Genomic DNA, 18,176 nt, shown 5'->3' with positions numbered 1-18,176 from the left:
GCCCCGCGTGCATGTGTGACAGCGGCGGTCAGTGCCCCGCGTGCGCCTCCTCGCGGGCCTTCCTCGGCAGTAGGAAGGCCGTGAGGAAGGTCAGCAGGAGCATGCCGGCCACCACCCACAGCACCACCCGCATCGCCCCGGCGATGTCGGGGTGCGGCCCCCCGGCCACCAGGTCGAAGAAGACCGTGCCGAGCAGCGCGACGCCGAAGGCGCCGCCGAGCTGCTGGACGGCGGTCATCGTGCCGGAGGCCGAGCCGGTCTCGTGCTGCTCGACCCCGGCCAGCACGATGTCGAAGAAGGGCGCCATCAGCAGGCCCATGCCGATGCCGGTCACCGCCAGGGCGGGGACGAACTGCCAGGCGGTCACCGTCGCCCCGGCCAGGGTGATCGTCAGCAGGACGCCGAGTGTGCCGAGCGCCATGATGAGGACGCCGCCCTGCAGGACCTTGCGGCCGAACCTCGACACCGCCTGGGCCAGCCCGAAGCCGGCGACCATGGCCAGCGACCAGGGGATCATCACGAGAGCGGCCTTGAGCGTGGAGTATCCGAGGCCGATCTGCGTGTAGAGGTTGAACACCAGCGTGAAGCCCGACATGGCGGAGAAGAAGACCAGGCCGGTCAGCAGACCGCCGGTGAAGGCCCGCTTACGGAAGAGACTGGGCACGACCAGCGGGTCGCCGCCCATCCGGCTCTTGCGGGACTCGAACCAGCCGAAGACCGCGAAGACCACGACCGAGGCGCCGATCATGACGAAGGACCAGGCGGGCCAGCCCTCCTCCCGGCCCTGGACGAGCGGGAAGACCAGGAGCAGGCCGGCGGCCGAGGCCAGGATCACACCGGGGACGTCGAGCCTGAGCGGGTGCGGGGAGCGTGACTCGGGCAGGAAGCGCAGCCCGGCGGCGAGGGCGGCCAGGCCGAGCGGCAGGTTGATCAGGAAGATCATGCGCCAGCCGGTGCCGAAGAAGTCGGCGTCGATCAGCCATCCGGCCAGGATCGGCCCGCCCACCGAGGACAGGCCCATGACCGGCCCGAACATGCCGAAGGCCGCGCCCACCTCCTTCGGCGGGAACATCTCCTTGATCAGGCCCAGCCCCTGCGGCAGCATGACCGCGCCGAACAGGCCCTGCACGACCCGCGCGCCGACGAGCAGTTCGGGAGACTGCGCGAGGGCGCACAGCAGGGAGCCCAGGGTGAACCCGGCCGCGCCGATGAGGAACATCCGCTTACGGCCGAAGATGTCGCCCAGCCGGCCACCGGTGATCAGGCCCACGGCCATGGACAGGGTGTAGGCGGCGCCGAGCCACTGGATCGTGGCGGCGGTGCCGCCGATCTCGGCCTGGATCGTGGGCGAGGCGATGTTGGTGACCATGGCGTCCAGGAGGTCCATCACCTCGGCGGCGAGGATCACGGACAGGGCGACCCAGCGCCATCGGTAGGCGGGTGGCTCGACGGCCGCTATGACCGGGGTTGTCATGTCTGTGGCCAATTGAGGCTCCTCATATGTCTGCGGGGGATGTCCACCACCGATGAACGATGTTCACCATAATTGAGCAACGTTCTTATCATGAACAGTGTTCTTCAAGGCGTGCGGTGTTCACGATATATCTCATGCAACCGCAGATCAAGATATATCGTGAAGGTGAGCGCCGTTCGACTCAGTGAGCGTTGTTCACTTGAGCGTTACACTGGCGCCATGAGTGACGAGTTGCCCGCGCTGCCCTGGGAGCGGTCCCGTCGCAGGACGCCTCGCGTCCGGATCCCGCTCACCCGCGACCGGATCGTCGACGCCGCCTACGCGGTGCTCGACCGCGAAGGCTACGACAGGCTGAGCATGCGCCAGGTCGCGGCCGAGCTCGGCGTCGCGGTCTCGGCTCTCTACGCCCACGTGAGCAGCAAGGACGAGCTGTTCGAGCTGATGTACATCCGGATGTTCCGCGGCTGGACCCTGCCCGACGCCGATCCCGCCCGCTGGCGTGAGCAGATCATGGACTTCGCCAGGAGCAGCCGGGCCAGGCTGCGGGAGCACCGCGACCTGGCCCGGATCTCCATGAGAAGCGTGCCGTTCAATCCCGAGGTGCTGCCGCAGGTGGACCGCCTCCTGGGCGTCTTCCGCGCGGCGGGGCTCCCCGACCGGGTGGCCGGAGCCGCCGGCGACGTGATCTCCACCTTCATCGACGGCTTCGCCTACGAGGAGAACATGTGGGAGGACCGCCGCCGCGAGGCGGAGGAGGGCACCTGGACAGAGCTCCAGACCATCATGAACCAGTATTTCAAGGATCTGCCGGCCGACCGGTTCCCCAACCTGGTCGCCCTCTCGGACTTCCTGATGGACAAGTCCAACGACGACCGGTTCGAGCTGGGCATGGAGATCATCGTCCGCGGCCTGGCCTCCATCGCCGAGGAGGCCCGGCAGGCCGGAGGCTCAGGACCCTCCGGCGGGCCGGAACCGGCGGACGGGCGGGGTGACGCCGGCCACGGTGAGCGCGCCGCGCTGGAAGAGCTACGCTGATCGCGTGCAGGCGACGGTGCGGACCTTTGACGCGACGACCCGGTCGGGGTCGGTGTTCCTGGACGACGGGACCGAGGTCCCCTTCGGCGCGGCGGCCTTCGACGCCGGGCCGCTGCGGCTGCTCCGTCCAGGACAGCGGGTGAACATCGTCATGGACGACGGCCGGATCACCTACGTCACGCTCTCGACCTTCCCCCTGCCGGACCGGAGCGCGGACCCCCGTCCCTGACGGCCGGGCGCCCCTCGTCACCCGCCCTTGACGGCCGGACGCCCCCGCGCCCGTCCCCGTCGGACCGGGTGCCCCTCGTCACCCGGCGGCGGCCGCCCCGTCCCGGACAGCCGGACGCCCGGATCCCCTCGGCGGGGATCCGGGCCGTCCGCGTGAGGCCCTACTTTTTCTTCGCGGCCTTCTTTCCCTCCACGTTGACGAGCTCCTTGAAGTCCGAGCCGGGACGGAACTTCGGACCCCAGCTCTCGGCGACCTTGATCTCGGCGCCGGTCGAAGGGTTACGGGCCGTGCGAGCCGGCTTGTGCACCATCTCGAAGGCGCCGAAGCCGGTGATGGAGACCTTGTCCCCGCCGGCGACGGCCTTCTGAATGGCGTCGAGCACCGCGTTGACGGCCTCGGTGGCTGTCTTCTTGTCGCCCACCCGATCCGCGATCGCGTCGACGAGTTCCTTCTTGTTCATAAAGGTTGCTCCCCCTGTTACCGATGTCTGGGAGTGGGTCATGAGGCAGAAAACCCGTCTCACCCGATTTGTCACGGCACGGGGTCCCAACTGAACGAGAAACCCCTTGCCCGCTTGAAATTAGGGGACGGAGCCGCGCGACTCAATCACCTTCCGCAATGTTTCCAGCACTCGGCGTATCTGAAACCAGAGCATCAAGGTCTAGAAGGAATAAATCAAGACGCCCCGCTGCATGGCTGAGATCACGTTTGGCCACGTCACAGATGGAGAGCAGGCGCCTGCTCAGGCGCTCCCTCTGATCAAGGGGAACGGGCAGCACGCGGACGCGGCGGTGCGCATCGCGCAGCCGCCACGCCAGCTCGTTCTCTGAACGCGTCAGACGGTCGTCGGCAGCCATGGCTGCCGCCTATTCTCGTATGCCGCGACGTCATCGGCATTACGCAGGGTCAGCCCGATGTCGTCCAATCCCTCCATCAGACGCCAGCGGGTGTAGTCGTCGATTTCGAACCCGGCGATCTCCCCGGCCCAGCGGACCTGGCGTTCCCCCAGGTCAACCGTGATTTCCAGGGCGGGATCGGCCTCGACGGCGGCCTGCAGGGCCTCGACCGTGGCGGCCGGCAGGACAACGGGCAGCAAGCCCATCTTGGTGGAATTATTACGGAAGATATCGCCGAAACGGGCCGCGATCACGGCGCGGAAACCGTATTGCTGCAGGGCCCAGACCGCGTGCTCGCGCGAGGAGCCGGTGCCGAAGTCGGGCCCGGAGACGAGGATCGAGGCGCCCTCGTGGGCGGGGTCGTTCAGGACGAAGGACGGGTCCTCGCGCCAGGCGGAGAACAGGCCCTTCTCGAATCCGGTCCGGCTGACCTGCTTGAGCCAGACCGCGGGGATGATCTGGTCGGTGTCCACGTTGCTGCGGCGCAGCGGCACGGCCCGGCCGGTGTGAGTGGTGAAAGCTTCCATGATCGGGATCTCCTAGGCCAGGTCGGCGGGCGCGGTCAGTTTGCCGGTGACGGCGGTCGCTGCGGCGACCTGCGGGGAGACCAGGTGGGTGCGGCCCCCCTTGCCCTGGCGCCCCTCGAAGTTGCGGTTGGACGTCGACGCGCTGCGCTCGCCCGGGGCGAGGGTGTCGGGGTTCATGCCCAGGCACATCGAGCAGCCCGCCTCGCGCCACTCGGCGCCCGCGGCCTTGAACACCTCGTGCAGCCCCTCCTGCTCGGCCTGGAGCTTGACCAGCATCGAGCCGGGGACGATCAGCGTGCGGGTGACGACCTGGCGGCCGCGCAGCACGTCGGCCACGGCCCGCAGGTCCTCCAGGCGCCCGTTGGTGCAGGAGCCGACGAAGACGGTGTCCACCGCGACCTCGCGCAGCGGCGTGCCCGCGGTCAGGCCCATGTATTCCAGCGCGCGCTCGGCCGCGGCCGGGTCGTCGGTGTCCTGCGGGGCCGGCACCGCCGCCCCCAGGGGAGCACCCTGGCCGGGGTTGGTGCCCCAGGTGACGAACGGGGTCAGCGCCGTGGCGTCGATCTCCACGACCGTGTCGAAGACGGCGTCCTCGTCGGTGGCCAGCGACTTCCAGTATTCGACCGCGGCGTCCCAGTCGGCGCCGGTCGGCGCGTGGGGCCGGCCCTTCAGGTATTCGAACGTGGTCTCGTCCGGGGCGATCATGCCTGCCCGGGCTCCCGCCTCGATGGACATGTTGCAGACGGTCATCCGGCCCTCCATGGAGAGCTTGCGGACGGCCTCGCCGCGGTATTCGACGATGTATCCCTGGCCGCCGCCGGTGCCGATCTTGGCGATGATCGCCAGGATCAGGTCCTTGGCCGTGACGCCGACCGGCAGCTCGCCGGAGACCTCGATGGCCATCGTCTTGGGCCGGTAGGCGGGCAGGGTCTGGGTGGCCAGCACGTGCTCCACCTCGGAGGTGCCGATGCCGAAGGCGATGCCCCCGAAGGCGCCGTGGGTGGAGGTGTGAGAATCACCACAGACGATCGTCATGCCCGGCTGGGTGAGGCCGAACTGCGGCCCGATGATGTGCACGACGCCCTGGCCGGCGTCGCCCATGGGGTGCAGCCGGATGCCGAACTCCGCGCAGTTCTTGCGCAACGTCTCGACCTGGGTGCGCGACACCGGGTCCTTGATCGGGCCGAGGAGGGTCGGGACGTTGTGGTCCTCGGTGGCGATCGTCAGCTCCGGACGGCGGACGGGACGGCCCGCCATGCGCAGGCCGTCGAACGCCTGCGGGCTGGTCACCTCGTGAATGAGGTGAAGGTCGATGTAGAGCAGATCGGGTTCTCCGTCGGCACGTCGCACAACGTGCTGCTCCCAGACCTTCTCCGCCAGCGTGCGGCCCATGTCGCCTCCTTGCGATCGCTTTCCGCACCCCACTTGCTTTCTCATATGTCGAGACGGCAGTATCGGTGTATGGACAACTCTAGCGGAGTCGGCGTACTCGACAAGGCCGTGCTCGTGCTCAATGCCCTCGAAGCCGGTCCGGCGTCCCTCGCACAGCTCGTCCAGGCCACCGGTCTGGCACGCCCCACCGCCCATCGGCTCGCCGTCGCGCTGGAGCACCACCGCATCGTCTCCCGCGACACGCAGGGCCGGTTCGTGCTGGGTCCTCGCCTGTCGGAGCTGTCCACGGCCGCCGGGGAGGACCGGCTGCTGGCCGTCGCCTCGCCGGTGCTGATCCAGCTGCGCGACCTCACCGGGGAGAGCGCGCAGCTTTACCGGCGCCAGGGCGACGAGCGCGTGTGCGTGGCGGCCGCCGAGCGCTCCAGCGGGCTGCGCGACACCGTTCCGGTCGGCGCCGCGCTGCCGATGCTCGCCGGGTCGGCCGCCCAGATCCTGCTCGCCTGGGAGGAACCGGACCGCCTCCACCGGGGCCTGCGCGGGGCCAAGTTCACCGCGGCCACGCTGGCGAGCGTCCGGCGCCGGGGCTGGGCGCACAGCGTCGGCGAGCGCGAGCAGGGCGTGGCCAGCGTCTCGGCGCCGATCCGGGGCGTGGGCGGCAAGGTGGTCGCCGCGGTCTCGGTCTCCGGCCCGATCGAGCGCCTCACCCGCACCCCCGGCAGGCTGCACGCCGCCCCCGTGGTCACCGCCGCCGAGCGGATCACCGAGACGATGCGACGGGCCAACTGAACCGTGCGATATGGGGAGGCGAGCACCCTTGCGGCCCCCTAGGCTGGGTAGGTGACAGATCGCATCGAGGCAGCCGCCGCTGAACTGCGTCCCCTGCTCCAAGAATTCATCCTCTGGGCGCGCGAGAACGCACCCGGCAGCGATGCCAACCTGGTCGGCTCGGTGGTCCTGTGGCACCGGCTGATCGCCTCCGACGACGTGGGCCGGTGGAAGCGGGCCGATCTGCGCACGGTGCTGCTCGACCGGATGCCCCAGGTCGTGGAGGACCCGGACGCCGCCGCCGACGGCATGGTGCCCGCGGTCCGCGCCTACCTGACCTTCCTGTCGGAGACCGACCGGCTCGCCAAGGGCTCCGCCTCGCTCAAGGACCTGCTCGCCGAGCTCGACGACCTCGAGGACGACTTCGTCGACGCGATGGAGGACCTCGTCGCCGAGCAGGACGACGAGGACGAGGAGGACGAGGAGGAGGACGAGGGGCTGGGCGACTTCGAGCCGTTCGCCGACGAGCTCGCCGAGCTGCCGACGATCCGGCTGCGTCCCGACGCCGAGCTGGCCGCGGCCACCCGGGCCGCACCGCTGATCGCCAAGGCGCGCGACCTCGCGGTCTGGGTCGGGTCCGAGCGCCGGGTGGGCGAGACGAGCCTGCTCACCGACGCCGAGATCACCGAGGCCCTGGCCGCCCTGGGGCTGCCCGCGCCCAAGGGGGGCGACAGGTCGCTGGCCGACTCGGTGCCCGCGCTCTGGAACATCTGGAACCTCGCCATCGACCTGGACTTCCTCCAGCCCGAGGGCGAAGACACCGTCAGCGCGGACGCCGACACCGCCGACTGGCCCTTCGAGGAGGACGACGACGCCCTCGACGTCTGGATGGCCGGCCTGCACTCGATCGACTACGGCGACCCCGAGCTCGAGGACGAGGACGCCACGATCGCCCTGTCGGGGCTGACCCGGGCGCTGCTGGTCCGGGTGCTCCTGGCGACCGGCTCCAAGCCGCTGGCCGAGCTCCGCACCGAGCTGGCCGAGGCCGCCGCCGAATACGACGAGCAGGGCGCCGAGGCCTGGGCCGCGGCCACCGCCCAGTACGGCGACCCGCTCAGCCCCGTCCTCGACTGGCTGGCCGGCTACGGCATGGTCGAGGTCGAGCACGACCAGGTACGGCTGACGCCGCTCGGCATGGAGGGCGTGGTCCACCTGGCCGACGACGCCGACATCGAGCTGGACGCCCGGCCCGCCATCGACGCGATGACGGCCCTGGACCTGCTCTCCTTCAGCGCGGAGCTGCCCGAGGAGGAGGCGGACGCCGAGTTCGCCGCCTGGATGGAGCTGCGCGAGCCCGACCGGGCCGCCAAGGAGCTGCTGGAGGCCGCGGCCGAGGACGACGCGGACGCCCTGGTCCGGGTCCAGGCGGCCAGCATGGTCGGCTCGCTCGGCGAGGTCGCCGTGCCCGCGTGGCAGGACGCCCTCGACGAGCCGTCCCTGCGCCCCTACGCGGCCACCCACCTGGCCCAACTCGGCGTCGACGACGCTCCCCCACCCACCCAGGCCGACACCCACTGGCTGATCCTCGACATGCTGACCATCTCCGCCGGTCTCGGCCGGCCGGAGTTCGTCAGCAGCCTCGACGACATCGGCAACGTGCCGAAACTGATCAACCTCCTCGACGTGATCTGGAAGGTGCCCCACCCGCACCTGGAGGAGCTGCTGGAGGCGATCGGCAAGGCCCACCCGGACAAGCAGGTGGGCAAGGCCGCCAAGCGGGCCCTGTTCAAGGCCCGTTCCACCAACAACTGAGGTGACGGGGGGTGAGCCGGGGCGGGCCACGGGAGCGTGGCCCGCCCCGGCCCACCTCCCCTGACCGGCCCGGCACGCCCTGACCGGCCCGCCGTACCCTGAGCCGCCCTGAGCCGCCCGGCCCACCCCGCCCGGCACGCTCCGGCCCGTCGGGCGCGCCCCGGCGTGCTCCGGCGTGCTCCGGCCCAGACCGGTCACGTGCGAGCACCTGCCCGGCCCGGCCCTGCCCGGTCACGTGCGGGCATCGGCTCGGCCCGGCCCTGCCCGGTCACGTGCGGGCATCGGCTCGGCCCGGTCACGCGCGAACACCAGTCCGGACCGGTCATGCGCGGGCTCCGGCCCGGTCCGGCCACGGGCACCGGCCCGCACCGCGGCGCCGGAGAGGCACCGACAAGAGACAGACGAGAGGGCAGACCATGACATATCCGGATCCGACTTACTTCGGCGACAAGGGCGAGATCAACGCGACCTACCGCCCGGCCGCCCACGCGCCCGAGCTGACCTACCGGTCCGGCAACATGGTGCACTACCTGGCGACGGGAGCCTCCACCAACGGCCAGTTCGGCCTCTACCGCTGGGAGATGGGGCCGGAGCCGAGCGGGCCCGACCAGCACTTCCACCGGTCGATCTCCGAGTCGTTCTACATCCTCACCGGAACGGTCCGGATCTACGACGGCAGCCGCTGGCTCGACACCGAGCCGGGCGACTTCGTCCACGTCCCCGAGGGCGGCGTCCACGCCTTCCGCAACGAGTCGGGCGAGCCCGCGTCGATGCTGCTGCACTTCGCCCCGGGCGCTCCCCGCGAGGGCTACTTCGAGGGCCTGGCGGAGTTCGCCGTCTCCGGCCGTCCCAGCGACGAGGAACTGGCCGCCTTCTACTTCCGCCACGACACCTTCTGGCTCTGACCAGATGACCCGTCGCCGTTCACCCGCACCGTGGCGGGCGGGCCCGCCCAGGCCCGGGGCGCCGGCCGCCGGCCGCCCCCGGGCGGTCCGGGGGCCCGGCGGCTAAAGAGGATCCGAAAGGGATCGTCTACTTCAAAACTATCTGCTACGGTCTCTCCTGTTACCTCATTCGACAGGAGTGCCCTCATGTCTGCCGCTTCCGCCCCTTCGGCGCCCCGGTCGCGCTGGCTCGCCCTCGGAGTGATCGCCACCGGGATGCTGATGATCGTCCTCGACGGCAGCATCGTGACCGTGGCGATGCCGGCCATCCAGAACGATCTGGGCTTCTCCCCGGTCGGCCTCAGCTGGGTCGTCAACGCCTATCTGCTCGCGTTCGGCAGCCTGCTGCTGCTGGCCGGACGGCTCGGCGACCTGATCGGCCGCAAGCAGATGTTCCTGGCCGGCACCGCGGTGTTCACCGCGGCCTCGCTCCTGGCCGGGGCGGCCACCTCCCCCGCCGTGCTGATCGCCGCCCGGTTCCTGCAGGGGATCGGCAGCGCGATGGCCGCCGCGGTCAGCCTGGGCATCCTCGTGACGCTGTTCACCGAGCCCCGGGAGCGCGCCAAGGCGATCGCCGTCTTCAGTTTCACCGGCGCCGCCGGCGCCTCGATCGGCCAGGTGCTCGGCGGCGTCCTCACCGACGCCCTCGACTGGCACTGGATCTTCTTCATCAACCTGCCGATCGGGCTCGCGGCGCTCGTGATCGCCGTACCCGTGCTGCCCGCGGACCGCGGGCTCGGCCTGGGGGCCGGGGCCGACGTCATCGGCGCCCTCCTGGTCACCGCCGGGCTGGTGCTGGGCATCTACACCGTCGCCAAGGTCGAGGAGCACGGCTGGACCTCGGCGCCCACGCTCGGCTACGGCGCCCTCGCCGCCGTCCTGCTCGCCGCGTTCGTCATCCGCCAGGCCACCGCGCGGAACCCGCTCATGCCGCTGCGGATCTTCCGCTCACGCAGCGTCTCGGGGGCCAACCTGGTCCAGATCCTGATGGTCGCCGCGCTGTTCTCCTTCCAGATCCTCCTCGCCCTCTACCTGCAGCGGGTGCTCCGGTACGGCGCCGCCGAGACCGGCCTCGCGATGCTCCCGGCGGCGGCGGTCATCGGCGCGGTGTCGCTGGGCGTCTCCGCCCGGCTCAACGCCCGCTTCGGCGAGCGCAACGTCCTGCTGGTGGGGATCGCGCTCCTGATCGGGGTCCTCGGGCTGCTCGCCCGTGTCCCCGTGCACGCGGACTATCTCACCGACCTGTTCCCGGTGATGCTGCTCGCCGCGGGCTTCGGGCTCGCCCTCCCGGCGCTGACCACGCTCGGCATGTCCGGCGCGGGGGACGACGACGCCGGGCTGGCCTCCGGACTGTTCAACACCACCCAGCAGATCGGCATGGCCGCGGGTGTCGCGGTGCTGTCCACCCTGGCGGCCTCCCGCACCGAGGGCCTGCTCGCCGCCGGCGAGAGCCGGGCCGTGGCGCTGACCGGCGGCTACCACCTGGCCTTCGCCACCGGTGCCGGGCTCCTCGTCGCCGCCTTCGTCGTCGCCCTCACCATGCTGGGCCGGCCCGAGCGGAGCCCCGCCGCGGAGCCGGAGGGCGGCAGCCCGGCCACCGCGCACGCCGTGATCGGCTGACCCCGCCACGGCCGACGACTGGCCCCACACCACCACCAGACGACTGACCCCACACCACGACCGACGGAAGGCTGATCCGATGAACACGGACACGAACACGAACGCGAACGAGAACGGGACCGTGCCGGCGGAAGAGGCGCCGAAGCCGGGCGCCGGGCCCGCGCCCCGCGTCCTCACGCAGGAGGAGCTGTCCGGGCTGCTGCGCGAGCAGCGGTCCGGGGTGCTGGCGAGCGTCCGGCAGAGCGGCCATCCGCACCTGTCCACCGTGCTCTACCACTGGGACCCCGAGGAGCGCGTGCTGCGGATCTCCACCACGGCCGACCGGCTCAAGACGCGCCAGCTACGGCGCGACCCGCACGCCGCCCTGCATGTCGACGGCCCGGACATGTGGTCCTTCGCCGTCGCCGAGGGGGAGGCGGAGGTGTCGGAGGTGACGGCCGTGCCGGGTGACGCCGTCGGGCGGGAGCTGCTGGCCCTGACGCCCGGCTTCGAGGATCCCGCGGACGAGGCGGCCTTCCTCGAGCAGATGGTGGCGGACCGGCGCGTGGTGATCAGGATCCGGGTGTCCCGCCTGTACGGAACGGCCCTGGACATCCCCGGCTGATCAGCCGCTCCCGCCGGCTGCCCCGGCGTACCCTCCCCCGGACCTCCCGGCCGGCCGTACCGGGAGATCGTTCACCGGGTTTCCTCGTGCCAGTCGGGCAGCGGACGGTAGATCGCCACACCGCTGTCCTCCAGCTCCTGGCGGAGCTTGAAGTACTCCTCGCCGAACGGGTCGACGCCGTTGAGCGGCATCAGGCCGCGGCGGATGGCCAGGTCGTGCGGGGCCAGCCCGGCGGCCTGGGCGAGATGCCGCTCGGCGGCCACCGGACGGCCGCCCCGGAACAGCCACGCCGCCAGCCGCGCGTGCAGCCGCGCCAGACGCTCGTCGTCGGTGGGGGCGCGCAGCTCCCGGACGGTCGTCCCGGCGTCGCCGTCGATCACCCACCTGCGCAGGGCGGCGGTGGCCCGCTCGGAGGACAGGCCGTTCATCGACCGGAAGGTGTCGGTGGCGGTCATGGTGTCCTGCGGCCGGGCGATCCGGCCCTCCTCGTCGATCCAGACCACGGTCGGCACGTTGATCACGTTGTAGAGCTCGGCGATCCGGCCGTCCGCGTCGATCACCGCGGGGTGGGTGACGTCGGCGAGCCACTCCCGCGCGTCCTGAGGGTCACGGTCGAGGGAGACGCTGACCACACTGAACCCGTGTCCGCCGAGCTCCCGGTGGAGGGCCTCCCAGGCGGGCAGGTCGTAGCGGCAGCCGCACCAGGAGGCCCAGAAGACCAGCGCGACCTTGGTGCCGCGCAGGCCGGCCAGCGGGCCGAAGTCCGGGGCCCGGTCGAGGGTGGGCCCGGCCGGCTCGCCGACCGCCACCACGCCCTCGTCGAGGTCGGCCACCGCCTGCCTGCCGAGCAGCCCGGCGAACCTCACCAGGTCCACACCGTCGCCGCTCTCGGCCGCCGCGGCGCGGAAGGACGGGATGCAGGCTTCTTCCCGGCACCAGCCGTGCGGCTTGCGCTCCCAGCCGAGGATCTTCACCCCGTGCGGCACGACCGGTCCGTCGATCTTCTCCTCGTGCCCGTCGGCGAGCAAGGTGATCATCTTCAACCCCCTGTTGGATAGCGTCACTCTCCAATTATTGGACAGCAGGGCTATCTAATCAAGAGGTAATCTCGGACCATGTGCCGGAAAAGCAGAAAACCCCCGGAAGCCGATGCTTCCGGGGGTTTCACCCATGTAGCCCCGACCGGATTCGAACCGGCGCTACCGCCTTGAGAGGGCGGCGTCCTAGGCCACTAGACGACGGAGCCTTGCAGAGATGACAGTGGTAGTCCCGACCGGATTCGAACCGGCGCTACCGCCTTGAGAGGGCGGCGTCCTGGGCCACTAGACGACGGGACCCTACACACTGTCGTCAGATCCGGGGGGACCGGATCTGGAGCATCCCCTTGGAAGGGGATGCAGCTGGGGTACCAGGACTCGAACCTAGAATAACTGAACCAGAATCAGTCGTGTTGCCAATTACACCATACCCCACCGCGTTTGACCCCCTTGCGGGGCTCGCTGGCGACTCCGAAAGAATAGCCCAGGTTGGGGGTCAAGGCCAAAACGATTGGCGACGGCAGGATCCACCTGGCGGCGGAGTGCAGCCGAGGGTCCGTTATGTAACGCTGCTTTCGGAGATCTGTCCGCATGTGAGGAGCCCACGCCTTGACCGAGAACCCGTTCTTCTCCCCCAGCACGCTGCCCTACAAGCTGCCCGACTTCACCCGGATCCGGGAGGAGCACTACCTGCCCGCCTTCGAGCGCGGCATGGCCGACCAGCTCCGGGAGGTCGAGGCGATCGCCGGCGACACCGGCCCGGCGACCTTCGCCAACACGGTCGAGGCCCTGGAACGCTCCGGCCAGATCCTGAAACGGACGGCGACGGTCTTCATGAGCATCGCCTCCTCCGACACGACCGACGGCATCCGGGAGATCGAGACCGAGATCCTCCCCAAGCTGACCAAGCACGGCGACGCCATCCACCTCAACCGCGCCCTCTACGCACGGATCAAGCAGGTCACCACGGAGGACCCGGAGGAGGCGTGGCTGCTGGAGAAATACCGCGAGGACTTCGTCCGGGCCGGCGCCGACCTGTCCGAGGCCGAGCAGGAGCGGCTCAAGGAGCTCAACGAGGAGCTGACCAGGATCGCCACCGCCTTCTCGCAGAATCTGCTGACGGCCTCCACCGCCTCGGCGCTGGTCGTCAAGGACGCCAAGGAGCTCGACGGGCTCTCCGAGAGCGCGATCAAGGCGATCGAGAAGGACGGCGAGTACGTCCTGCCGCTGCTCAACTTCACCAACCAGCCCGCCCTCGCCGAGCTGACCGACCGGCAGACCCGCAGGAGGCTGTACGAGCTGTCGGTGAGCCGGGCGCCGGAGAACTTCGACCTGGCCGTCAAGCTGGCGACGCTCCGGGCCGAGCGGGCCGCCCTGCTGGGCTACCCCAACCACGCCGCCTACTCCGTGGCCGACCAGACGGCCAAGACCACCGACGCCGTCGAGGAGATGCTCGGCAAGCTGGTGGGTCCGGCGGTGGCCAACGCCCGCCGCGAGGCCGAGCTGCTGAGCGAGCAGGCCGGCTTCCCCATCGAGGCGTGGGACTGGTCGTTCTACGCGGAGAAGGTGCGCAAGGCGCGCTACGACTTCGACAGCTCCGAGCTGCGCCCCTACTTCGAGCTGGACCGGGTGCTGCGGGACGGCGTCTTCCACGCCGCCGGCGAGCTGTACGGGATCACCTTCGCCGACCGGGACGACCTGACCGGCTACCACCCGGACGTGCGGATCTTCGAGGTGTTCAACGCCGACGGCTCGCAGCTCGGCCTGTTCGTGTTCGACCCCTACGCCCGGCCCACCAAGCGGGGCGGCGCGTGGATGAACAACCTCGTGGACCAGTCGCACCTGTTCGGCGAGCTGCCCGTGGTGATGAACAACCTCAACGTCACCAAGCCCGCCGAGGGCCCGACGCTGCTGACCTTCGACGAGGTCAACACCGCCTTCCACGAGTTCGGCCACGCCCTGCACGGGCTGTTCTCCGACGTCCGCTTCCCCCGGGTCTCCGGCACCGAGGTGCCGCGCGACTTCGTGGAGTATCCCTCCCAGGTCAACGAGATGTGGGCGACCTGGCCGTCGGTCCTCGCCAACTTCGCCAGGCACCACGAGACCGGCGAGCCGGTGCCGGCGGAGCTGCTGGAGAAGATGAAGGCCGCCGAGAAGTTCAACCAGGGCTTCGCGACCGTGGAGTATCTCGCCGCGGCGCTGCTCGACTGGGCCTGGCACAAGCTCGCCCCCGGCGAGACCGTCGAGGACGCCGAGGCGTTCGAGGCCGCGGCCCTGGAGCGCGCGGGCATCGCCTTCGACCTGGTCCGCACGCGCTACCGGACCAACTACTTCGCGCACATCTTCTCCAGCGGCGTGGGCGGCTACAGCGCCGGCTACTACTCCTACATCTGGAGCGAGGTGCTGGACGCCGAGAGCGTCGAGTGGTTCAAGGAGAACGACGGCCTCAAGCGCGACAACGGCGACCACTTCCGGTCCGCCCTGCTGTCGGTCGGCGGCTCCATGGACGTGATGACCGCCTTCCGCAACTTCCGCGGCCGCGACCCCCGCATCGAGCCCCTGCTGGAGCGCCGTGGCCTGCTGACCTGATCTCCGCCGGCCGCCGGGGTGGAGGCGCCTCCACCCCGGCGGCCGGTCAGGACTCCAGCTCGGCGATGGCCTCCTTGAGCCACCGCTTCTCGGCCTCACCGGTGGCCCGGGCGATCAGCAGCATGCCGCGGTGGAACGGGTCGGGGACCTCCTCGGCCCGCAGCGGCCGGCCGTCGCGGTAGAAGAAGCTGGCGGGGGCCTGCAGGAAGGCGAGGCGGCGGCGGAGCACCCCGGCCTGGTCCGCGCGGTCGGGCAGCTGGGCCAGGAAGGTCAGCAGGCCGAAGAAGCGGGTCTGGTCGCTGATGTCGAGGTCGGCGGGCTCCCGCAGCCGCCGCAGCAGCTCCGCCCGCCCGGCCTCGGTCAGGGTGAGGACCTGGCGGCGGGCCGCGCCCGCCCCCTCCTCCTCGTGCCGCTCCACGAGCCCGGCCTTCTCCAGCCGGGCGATCGCCGGGTAGAGGGCCCCGTCGCTGACCGGCCGCAGATGGCCGCTGAGCTGGAGGATCCGGGCCTTGAGCTCGTAGCCGTGCATCGGCCCCTCGCCGAGAAACCCCAGGATCGACAGGGTCAGGTCGCCGCTTGCCATGGAAGCATCGTAACGCTATACCTCTAAACGACATAGCTCGAAACGAGGTACAGCGTGAAACTGATCCGCCTTGCCCTGCCCGTCTACGTGGAGCTGCTGACCGCCGTGGTCGCGGTCGGCCTGATCGACCTGCTCTGGGTCTCCGGCCTGGGCAGCCGGGCCGTGGCCGCGGTGACGGTCGCGACCGCCACCGAGCACCTCGCCCTGGGTGTCATCCTCGCCGTCCAGACCGGGACCACCGTCCTGGTCGGCAGGCGGGACGGCCGGGAGCCGCTCACCCCGGTGATCCGTACGGCGTGGCTGCTCTGGGCGGCGGCCAGCCTGGCGGTGGCGGTCCCCGGGGTGCTGCTGCGCGAGCCGCTCGCCCGGCTCTTCACCGACGACGCCGCGACCGCCACCCTGACCGCCGACTTCTACCTGGTCTCCCTGGCCGGGATCCCGATCTTCTTCGCTCAGTCGCTGACCGACGGGATCTTCAAGGGGCGCGGCGACACCACCACCCCGATGCGCACCGCCCTGCTCTGCAACGCGCTGGTGATCGTCCTCGACCCGCTGTTCATCTACGGCCTCGACCTCGGCGTCCAGGGGGCCGCCGCGGCGACCGTGCTGGCCCGGGCGGTCACCCTCGCCGTCGCGCTGACCCTTCTCCTGCGGCGGACGCCCCGCGACCGTACGGCCCGCGCGGGCCGTACGGTCGCCGTGGAGATCGTCCGCACCGGCCTGCCCATGTCCGGGGACTTCCTGGCCCGGGCCCTGGCCGGCATGGTCCTGGTGGAGGTGGTCGGCGGGTCCGGCGTCGTGGCGCTGGCGGGTTACGGCATCGGGATGAAGATCATGCTGGCCGGGACGATGGCCTTCTACGCGCTCCGCCAGGCCGCCATGATCCAGACGGCCCGCTCCGGCGCGGCCGGGCCCGCCCTCGGGTACGGCCTGGCCGCGGGCCTGCTCGTCGCCGCCGCGCTCAACGCCGTCGCCGCGCCCGCGGTGGGACTGTTCACCGGCGATCCGGCGGTGGCCGCCGGAGCCGTGAGCTTCCTGCGCTGGATGACGCTCTATCTCGTCCCGTTCGGCGGCCTGATCTCCGCCGGCGGGGTGCTCCAGGCGAGCGGGAGAGGCGGCAGGCTGCTCACCGCCACGCTGACGGGTCTCGCGCTCCAGCTCCCCCTCGCCTACGCCCTGGGCGCCGCGCTCGGCCCCACGGGCGTCTGGCTGGCGATGGCGGCCGGAGCCACACTCTCGCTCGCCCTCACGCTCACCGCGGGGCCCGGCCGGCCGGACGGCCCCGCCGCCCCGGCCCCGGGCCCCGTCCGGCTGCCGCGGCTCAGCCCTGGAGCCTGGCGAGGGCGGCGCGGATCCGGTCCATCGAGCGCTCCCGGCCGAGCGCCTCGACCGACTCGAACAGCGGCAGGCCGACGGTCCGGCCGGTGACGGCCACCCGGACCGGGGCCTGGGCCTTGCCGAGCTTGAGGCCGTGCTCGGCCCCGACCTCCTCCAGCGCGGTCTTGAGCGACTCGGGGTCCATGTTGACCTTCTCCAGCCGGGCGAGGTAGCCGGTGAGGATCTCCGCGGCGGAGGTCTTCATGGCCTTGTCCCACGACGCCTGGTCGAAGACGGGCTCGTCCAGGAAGAGGAAGTCGACGTTCGCCGTGATCTCGGACAGGACCGCGATGCGGGTCTGGGCGAGCTCGGCGACCTTGGCGAAGGTCTCGCGGTCCCAGCTCGGGTCCAGCCACGGCTCGCAGCGGGCGATGAAGGTCGCCAGCGGCAGCGCCCGGATGTATTCGCCGTTGAACGCGCGGAGCTTCTTCTCGTCGAAGAAGGCCGGGGACGGGTTGACGTCCGACAGCTTGAACAGCGGCACCATCTCCGACCAGGGCATGATCTCCCGGTCGTCACCCGGGCCCCAGCCGAGCAGCATCAGGTAGTTGACCATGGCCTCGGCCAGGTAGCCCTCCTCGCGGTAGGACTCCAGGGCGACCTTGTCGCGGCGCTTGGACAGCTTCTGGCGCTTCTCGTTGACGATCACCGGCACGTGCGCCCAGGTGGGCGGGGTGACGCCGAGCGCCTCCCAGAGCAGCTGCTGCTTGGGCGTGTTGGACAGGTGCTCCTCGGCGCGGACCACGTGGCTGATCCGCATCTCGATGTCGTCGACCACGTTGGCCAGCACGAACAGCGGGGAGCCGTCGGCGCGGGCGACGACGAAGTCCTCCATCGCGTTGTTGGGGAACTCGACCGTGCCGCGGACCAGGTCCTCGACCACGGTGACGCCGTCGTCGGGGGTGCGGAAGCGGACCGCGCCCTCGGCCAGGCCCCGGTCACGGCAGAAGCCGTCGTAGCCCTTGTGCTCCGAGCCGGTGCGGGCCTTCACCTCGTCGCGGGTGCAGGTGCAGAAGTAGGCGCGGCCGCCGGCGACCAGCTTGGCGACCGCCTCGCGGTGCTGCTCCTCGTAGGCCGACTGGAAGTAGGGGCCCTCGAAGAACGGGCTGTCGCCGTTGATGCCGATCCACGCCAGCGCGGAGATGATGCCCTCGGTCCACTCGGGCCGGTTGCGGGCGGCGTCGGTGTCCTCGATGCGGAGCACGAACGTGCCGCCGGACTGCTCGGCCAGCGCCCAGTTGAACAGCGCCGAGCGGGCGCCGCCCACGTGGAACATGCCGGTGGGGGAGGGA

At 70.9% G+C, this 18,176-nt stretch carries 17 protein-coding genes and 3 tRNA genes; 9 read left to right on the top strand and 11 right to left on the bottom strand.

The genetic code is table 11. The features are described from left to right. Positions 1-28: 28 nt before the first annotated feature. Positions 29-1,486, bottom strand: coding sequence for an MFS transporter (locus J2S55_RS23850; RefSeq protein ID WP_306865031.1), 1,458 nt, complete (start codon positions 1,484-1,486; stop codon positions 29-31). A gap of 207 nt (positions 1,487-1,693) precedes the next feature. Between J2S55_RS23850 and J2S55_RS23845 the strand changes: the two genes are divergently transcribed. Continuing rightward, a complete protein-coding gene (locus tag J2S55_RS23845; RefSeq protein ID WP_306865028.1) occupies positions 1,694-2,509 on the top strand; it encodes a TetR/AcrR family transcriptional regulator in 816 nt (271 codons plus the stop codon). A 4-nt stretch (positions 2,510-2,513) separates the two neighbouring features. Further along, positions 2,514-2,738 carry a hypothetical protein gene (locus tag J2S55_RS23840; protein WP_306865024.1) on the top strand — a complete coding sequence of 75 codons (225 nt, stop codon included), beginning with the start codon at positions 2,514-2,516 and terminating at the stop codon, positions 2,736-2,738. Positions 2,739-2,898: 160 nt separating this feature from the next. Here J2S55_RS23840 and J2S55_RS23835 read toward each other — a convergent pair whose 3' ends face one another. From J2S55_RS23835 to leuC, 4 genes are all read right to left on the bottom strand, one after another. Beyond that, positions 2,899-3,198, bottom strand: a complete 300-nt coding sequence (locus J2S55_RS23835) for an HU family DNA-binding protein (protein ID WP_306865021.1) — start codon at positions 3,196-3,198, stop codon at positions 2,899-2,901. Positions 3,199-3,340: 142 nt separating this feature from the next. Next, on the bottom strand, positions 3,341-3,595 hold the full coding sequence (locus tag J2S55_RS23830) for an SCO5555 family protein (RefSeq protein ID WP_306865018.1): 255 nt from the start codon (positions 3,593-3,595) through the stop codon (positions 3,341-3,343). Further along, complete coding sequence (leuD, locus tag J2S55_RS23825; protein WP_306865014.1) at positions 3,574-4,161, bottom strand: 3-isopropylmalate dehydratase small subunit; 588 nt, start codon at positions 4,159-4,161, stop codon at positions 3,574-3,576. The genes J2S55_RS23830 and leuD overlap by 22 nt, the downstream gene beginning before the upstream one ends. Positions 4,162-4,173: 12 nt before the next feature. Then, entirely contained in the window at positions 4,174-5,553 is a 1,380-nt protein-coding gene (gene leuC / locus J2S55_RS23820; protein WP_306865012.1) for a 3-isopropylmalate dehydratase large subunit, read from the bottom strand. Between the two features lie 69 nt (positions 5,554-5,622). Here leuC and J2S55_RS23815 point away from each other — a divergent pair, with 69 nt between their 5' ends. The 5 genes from J2S55_RS23815 (at position 5,623) to J2S55_RS23795 (ending at position 11,298) form a co-directional block, all read left to right on the top strand. After that, on the top strand, positions 5,623-6,339 hold the full coding sequence (locus J2S55_RS23815) for an IclR family transcriptional regulator (protein WP_306865010.1): 717 nt from the start codon (positions 5,623-5,625) through the stop codon (positions 6,337-6,339). A 51-nt stretch (positions 6,340-6,390) separates the two neighbouring features. Next, complete coding sequence (locus J2S55_RS23810; protein WP_306865007.1) at positions 6,391-8,130, top strand: hypothetical protein; 1,740 nt, start codon at positions 6,391-6,393, stop codon at positions 8,128-8,130. 416 nt (positions 8,131-8,546) lie between these two features. After that, positions 8,547-9,035, top strand: a complete 489-nt coding sequence (locus tag J2S55_RS23805) for a cupin domain-containing protein (RefSeq protein WP_306865005.1) — start codon at positions 8,547-8,549, stop codon at positions 9,033-9,035. Between the two features lie 186 nt (positions 9,036-9,221). Then, on the top strand, positions 9,222-10,694 hold the full coding sequence (locus J2S55_RS23800; protein WP_306865003.1) for an MFS transporter: 1,473 nt from the start codon (positions 9,222-9,224) through the stop codon (positions 10,692-10,694). A 79-nt stretch (positions 10,695-10,773) separates the two neighbouring features. Beyond that, complete coding sequence (locus J2S55_RS23795; RefSeq protein ID WP_306865000.1) at positions 10,774-11,298, top strand: PPOX class F420-dependent oxidoreductase; 525 nt, start codon at positions 10,774-10,776, stop codon at positions 11,296-11,298. 71 nt (positions 11,299-11,369) lie between these two features. Here J2S55_RS23795 and J2S55_RS23790 read toward each other — a convergent pair whose 3' ends face one another. The 4 genes from J2S55_RS23790 to J2S55_RS23775 all read right to left on the bottom strand — a co-directional run bounded on the left by J2S55_RS23790 (position 11,370) and on the right by J2S55_RS23775 (position 12,770). Then, positions 11,370-12,362, bottom strand: coding sequence for a TlpA disulfide reductase family protein (locus tag J2S55_RS23790; protein WP_306864997.1), 993 nt, complete (start codon positions 12,360-12,362; stop codon positions 11,370-11,372). A 109-nt stretch (positions 12,363-12,471) separates the two neighbouring features. Further along, a tRNA-Glu gene (locus J2S55_RS23785) sits at positions 12,472-12,544 on the bottom strand. A gap of 15 nt (positions 12,545-12,559) precedes the next feature. Beyond that, positions 12,560-12,635: transfer RNA gene (locus J2S55_RS23780), tRNA-Glu, on the bottom strand. A 63-nt stretch (positions 12,636-12,698) separates the two neighbouring features. Further along, positions 12,699-12,770, bottom strand: a tRNA-Gln gene (locus J2S55_RS23775). A gap of 174 nt (positions 12,771-12,944) precedes the next feature. Between J2S55_RS23775 and J2S55_RS23770 the strand changes: the two genes are divergently transcribed. Continuing rightward, positions 12,945-14,924, top strand: coding sequence for a M3 family metallopeptidase (locus tag J2S55_RS23770; RefSeq protein ID WP_306864995.1), 1,980 nt, complete (start codon positions 12,945-12,947; stop codon positions 14,922-14,924). Between the two features lie 46 nt (positions 14,925-14,970). Here the strand turns inward: J2S55_RS23770 and J2S55_RS23765 are convergent, their stop codons facing one another. Further along, a complete protein-coding gene (locus tag J2S55_RS23765) occupies positions 14,971-15,507 on the bottom strand; it encodes a PadR family transcriptional regulator (RefSeq protein ID WP_306864992.1) in 537 nt (178 codons plus the stop codon). Between the two features lie 54 nt (positions 15,508-15,561). Between J2S55_RS23765 and J2S55_RS23760 the strand changes: the two genes are divergently transcribed. Then, complete coding sequence (locus tag J2S55_RS23760) at positions 15,562-16,935, top strand: MATE family efflux transporter (protein WP_306864990.1); 1,374 nt, start codon at positions 15,562-15,564, stop codon at positions 16,933-16,935. Here J2S55_RS23760 and gltX read toward each other — a convergent pair. Next, entirely contained in the window at positions 16,829-18,160 is a 1,332-nt protein-coding gene (gene gltX, locus J2S55_RS23755) for a glutamate--tRNA ligase (RefSeq protein ID WP_306875548.1), read from the bottom strand. The genes J2S55_RS23760 and gltX overlap by 107 nt on opposite strands. Positions 18,161-18,176: the final 16 nt, after the last annotated feature.

The sequence above is a fragment of the Streptosporangium brasiliense genome (assembly GCF_030811595.1).
GTDB classification, from domain to species: domain Bacteria; phylum Actinomycetota; class Actinomycetes; order Streptosporangiales; family Streptosporangiaceae; genus Streptosporangium; species Streptosporangium brasiliense.
This window is presented reverse-complemented; position numbering and strand designations above follow the sequence as displayed.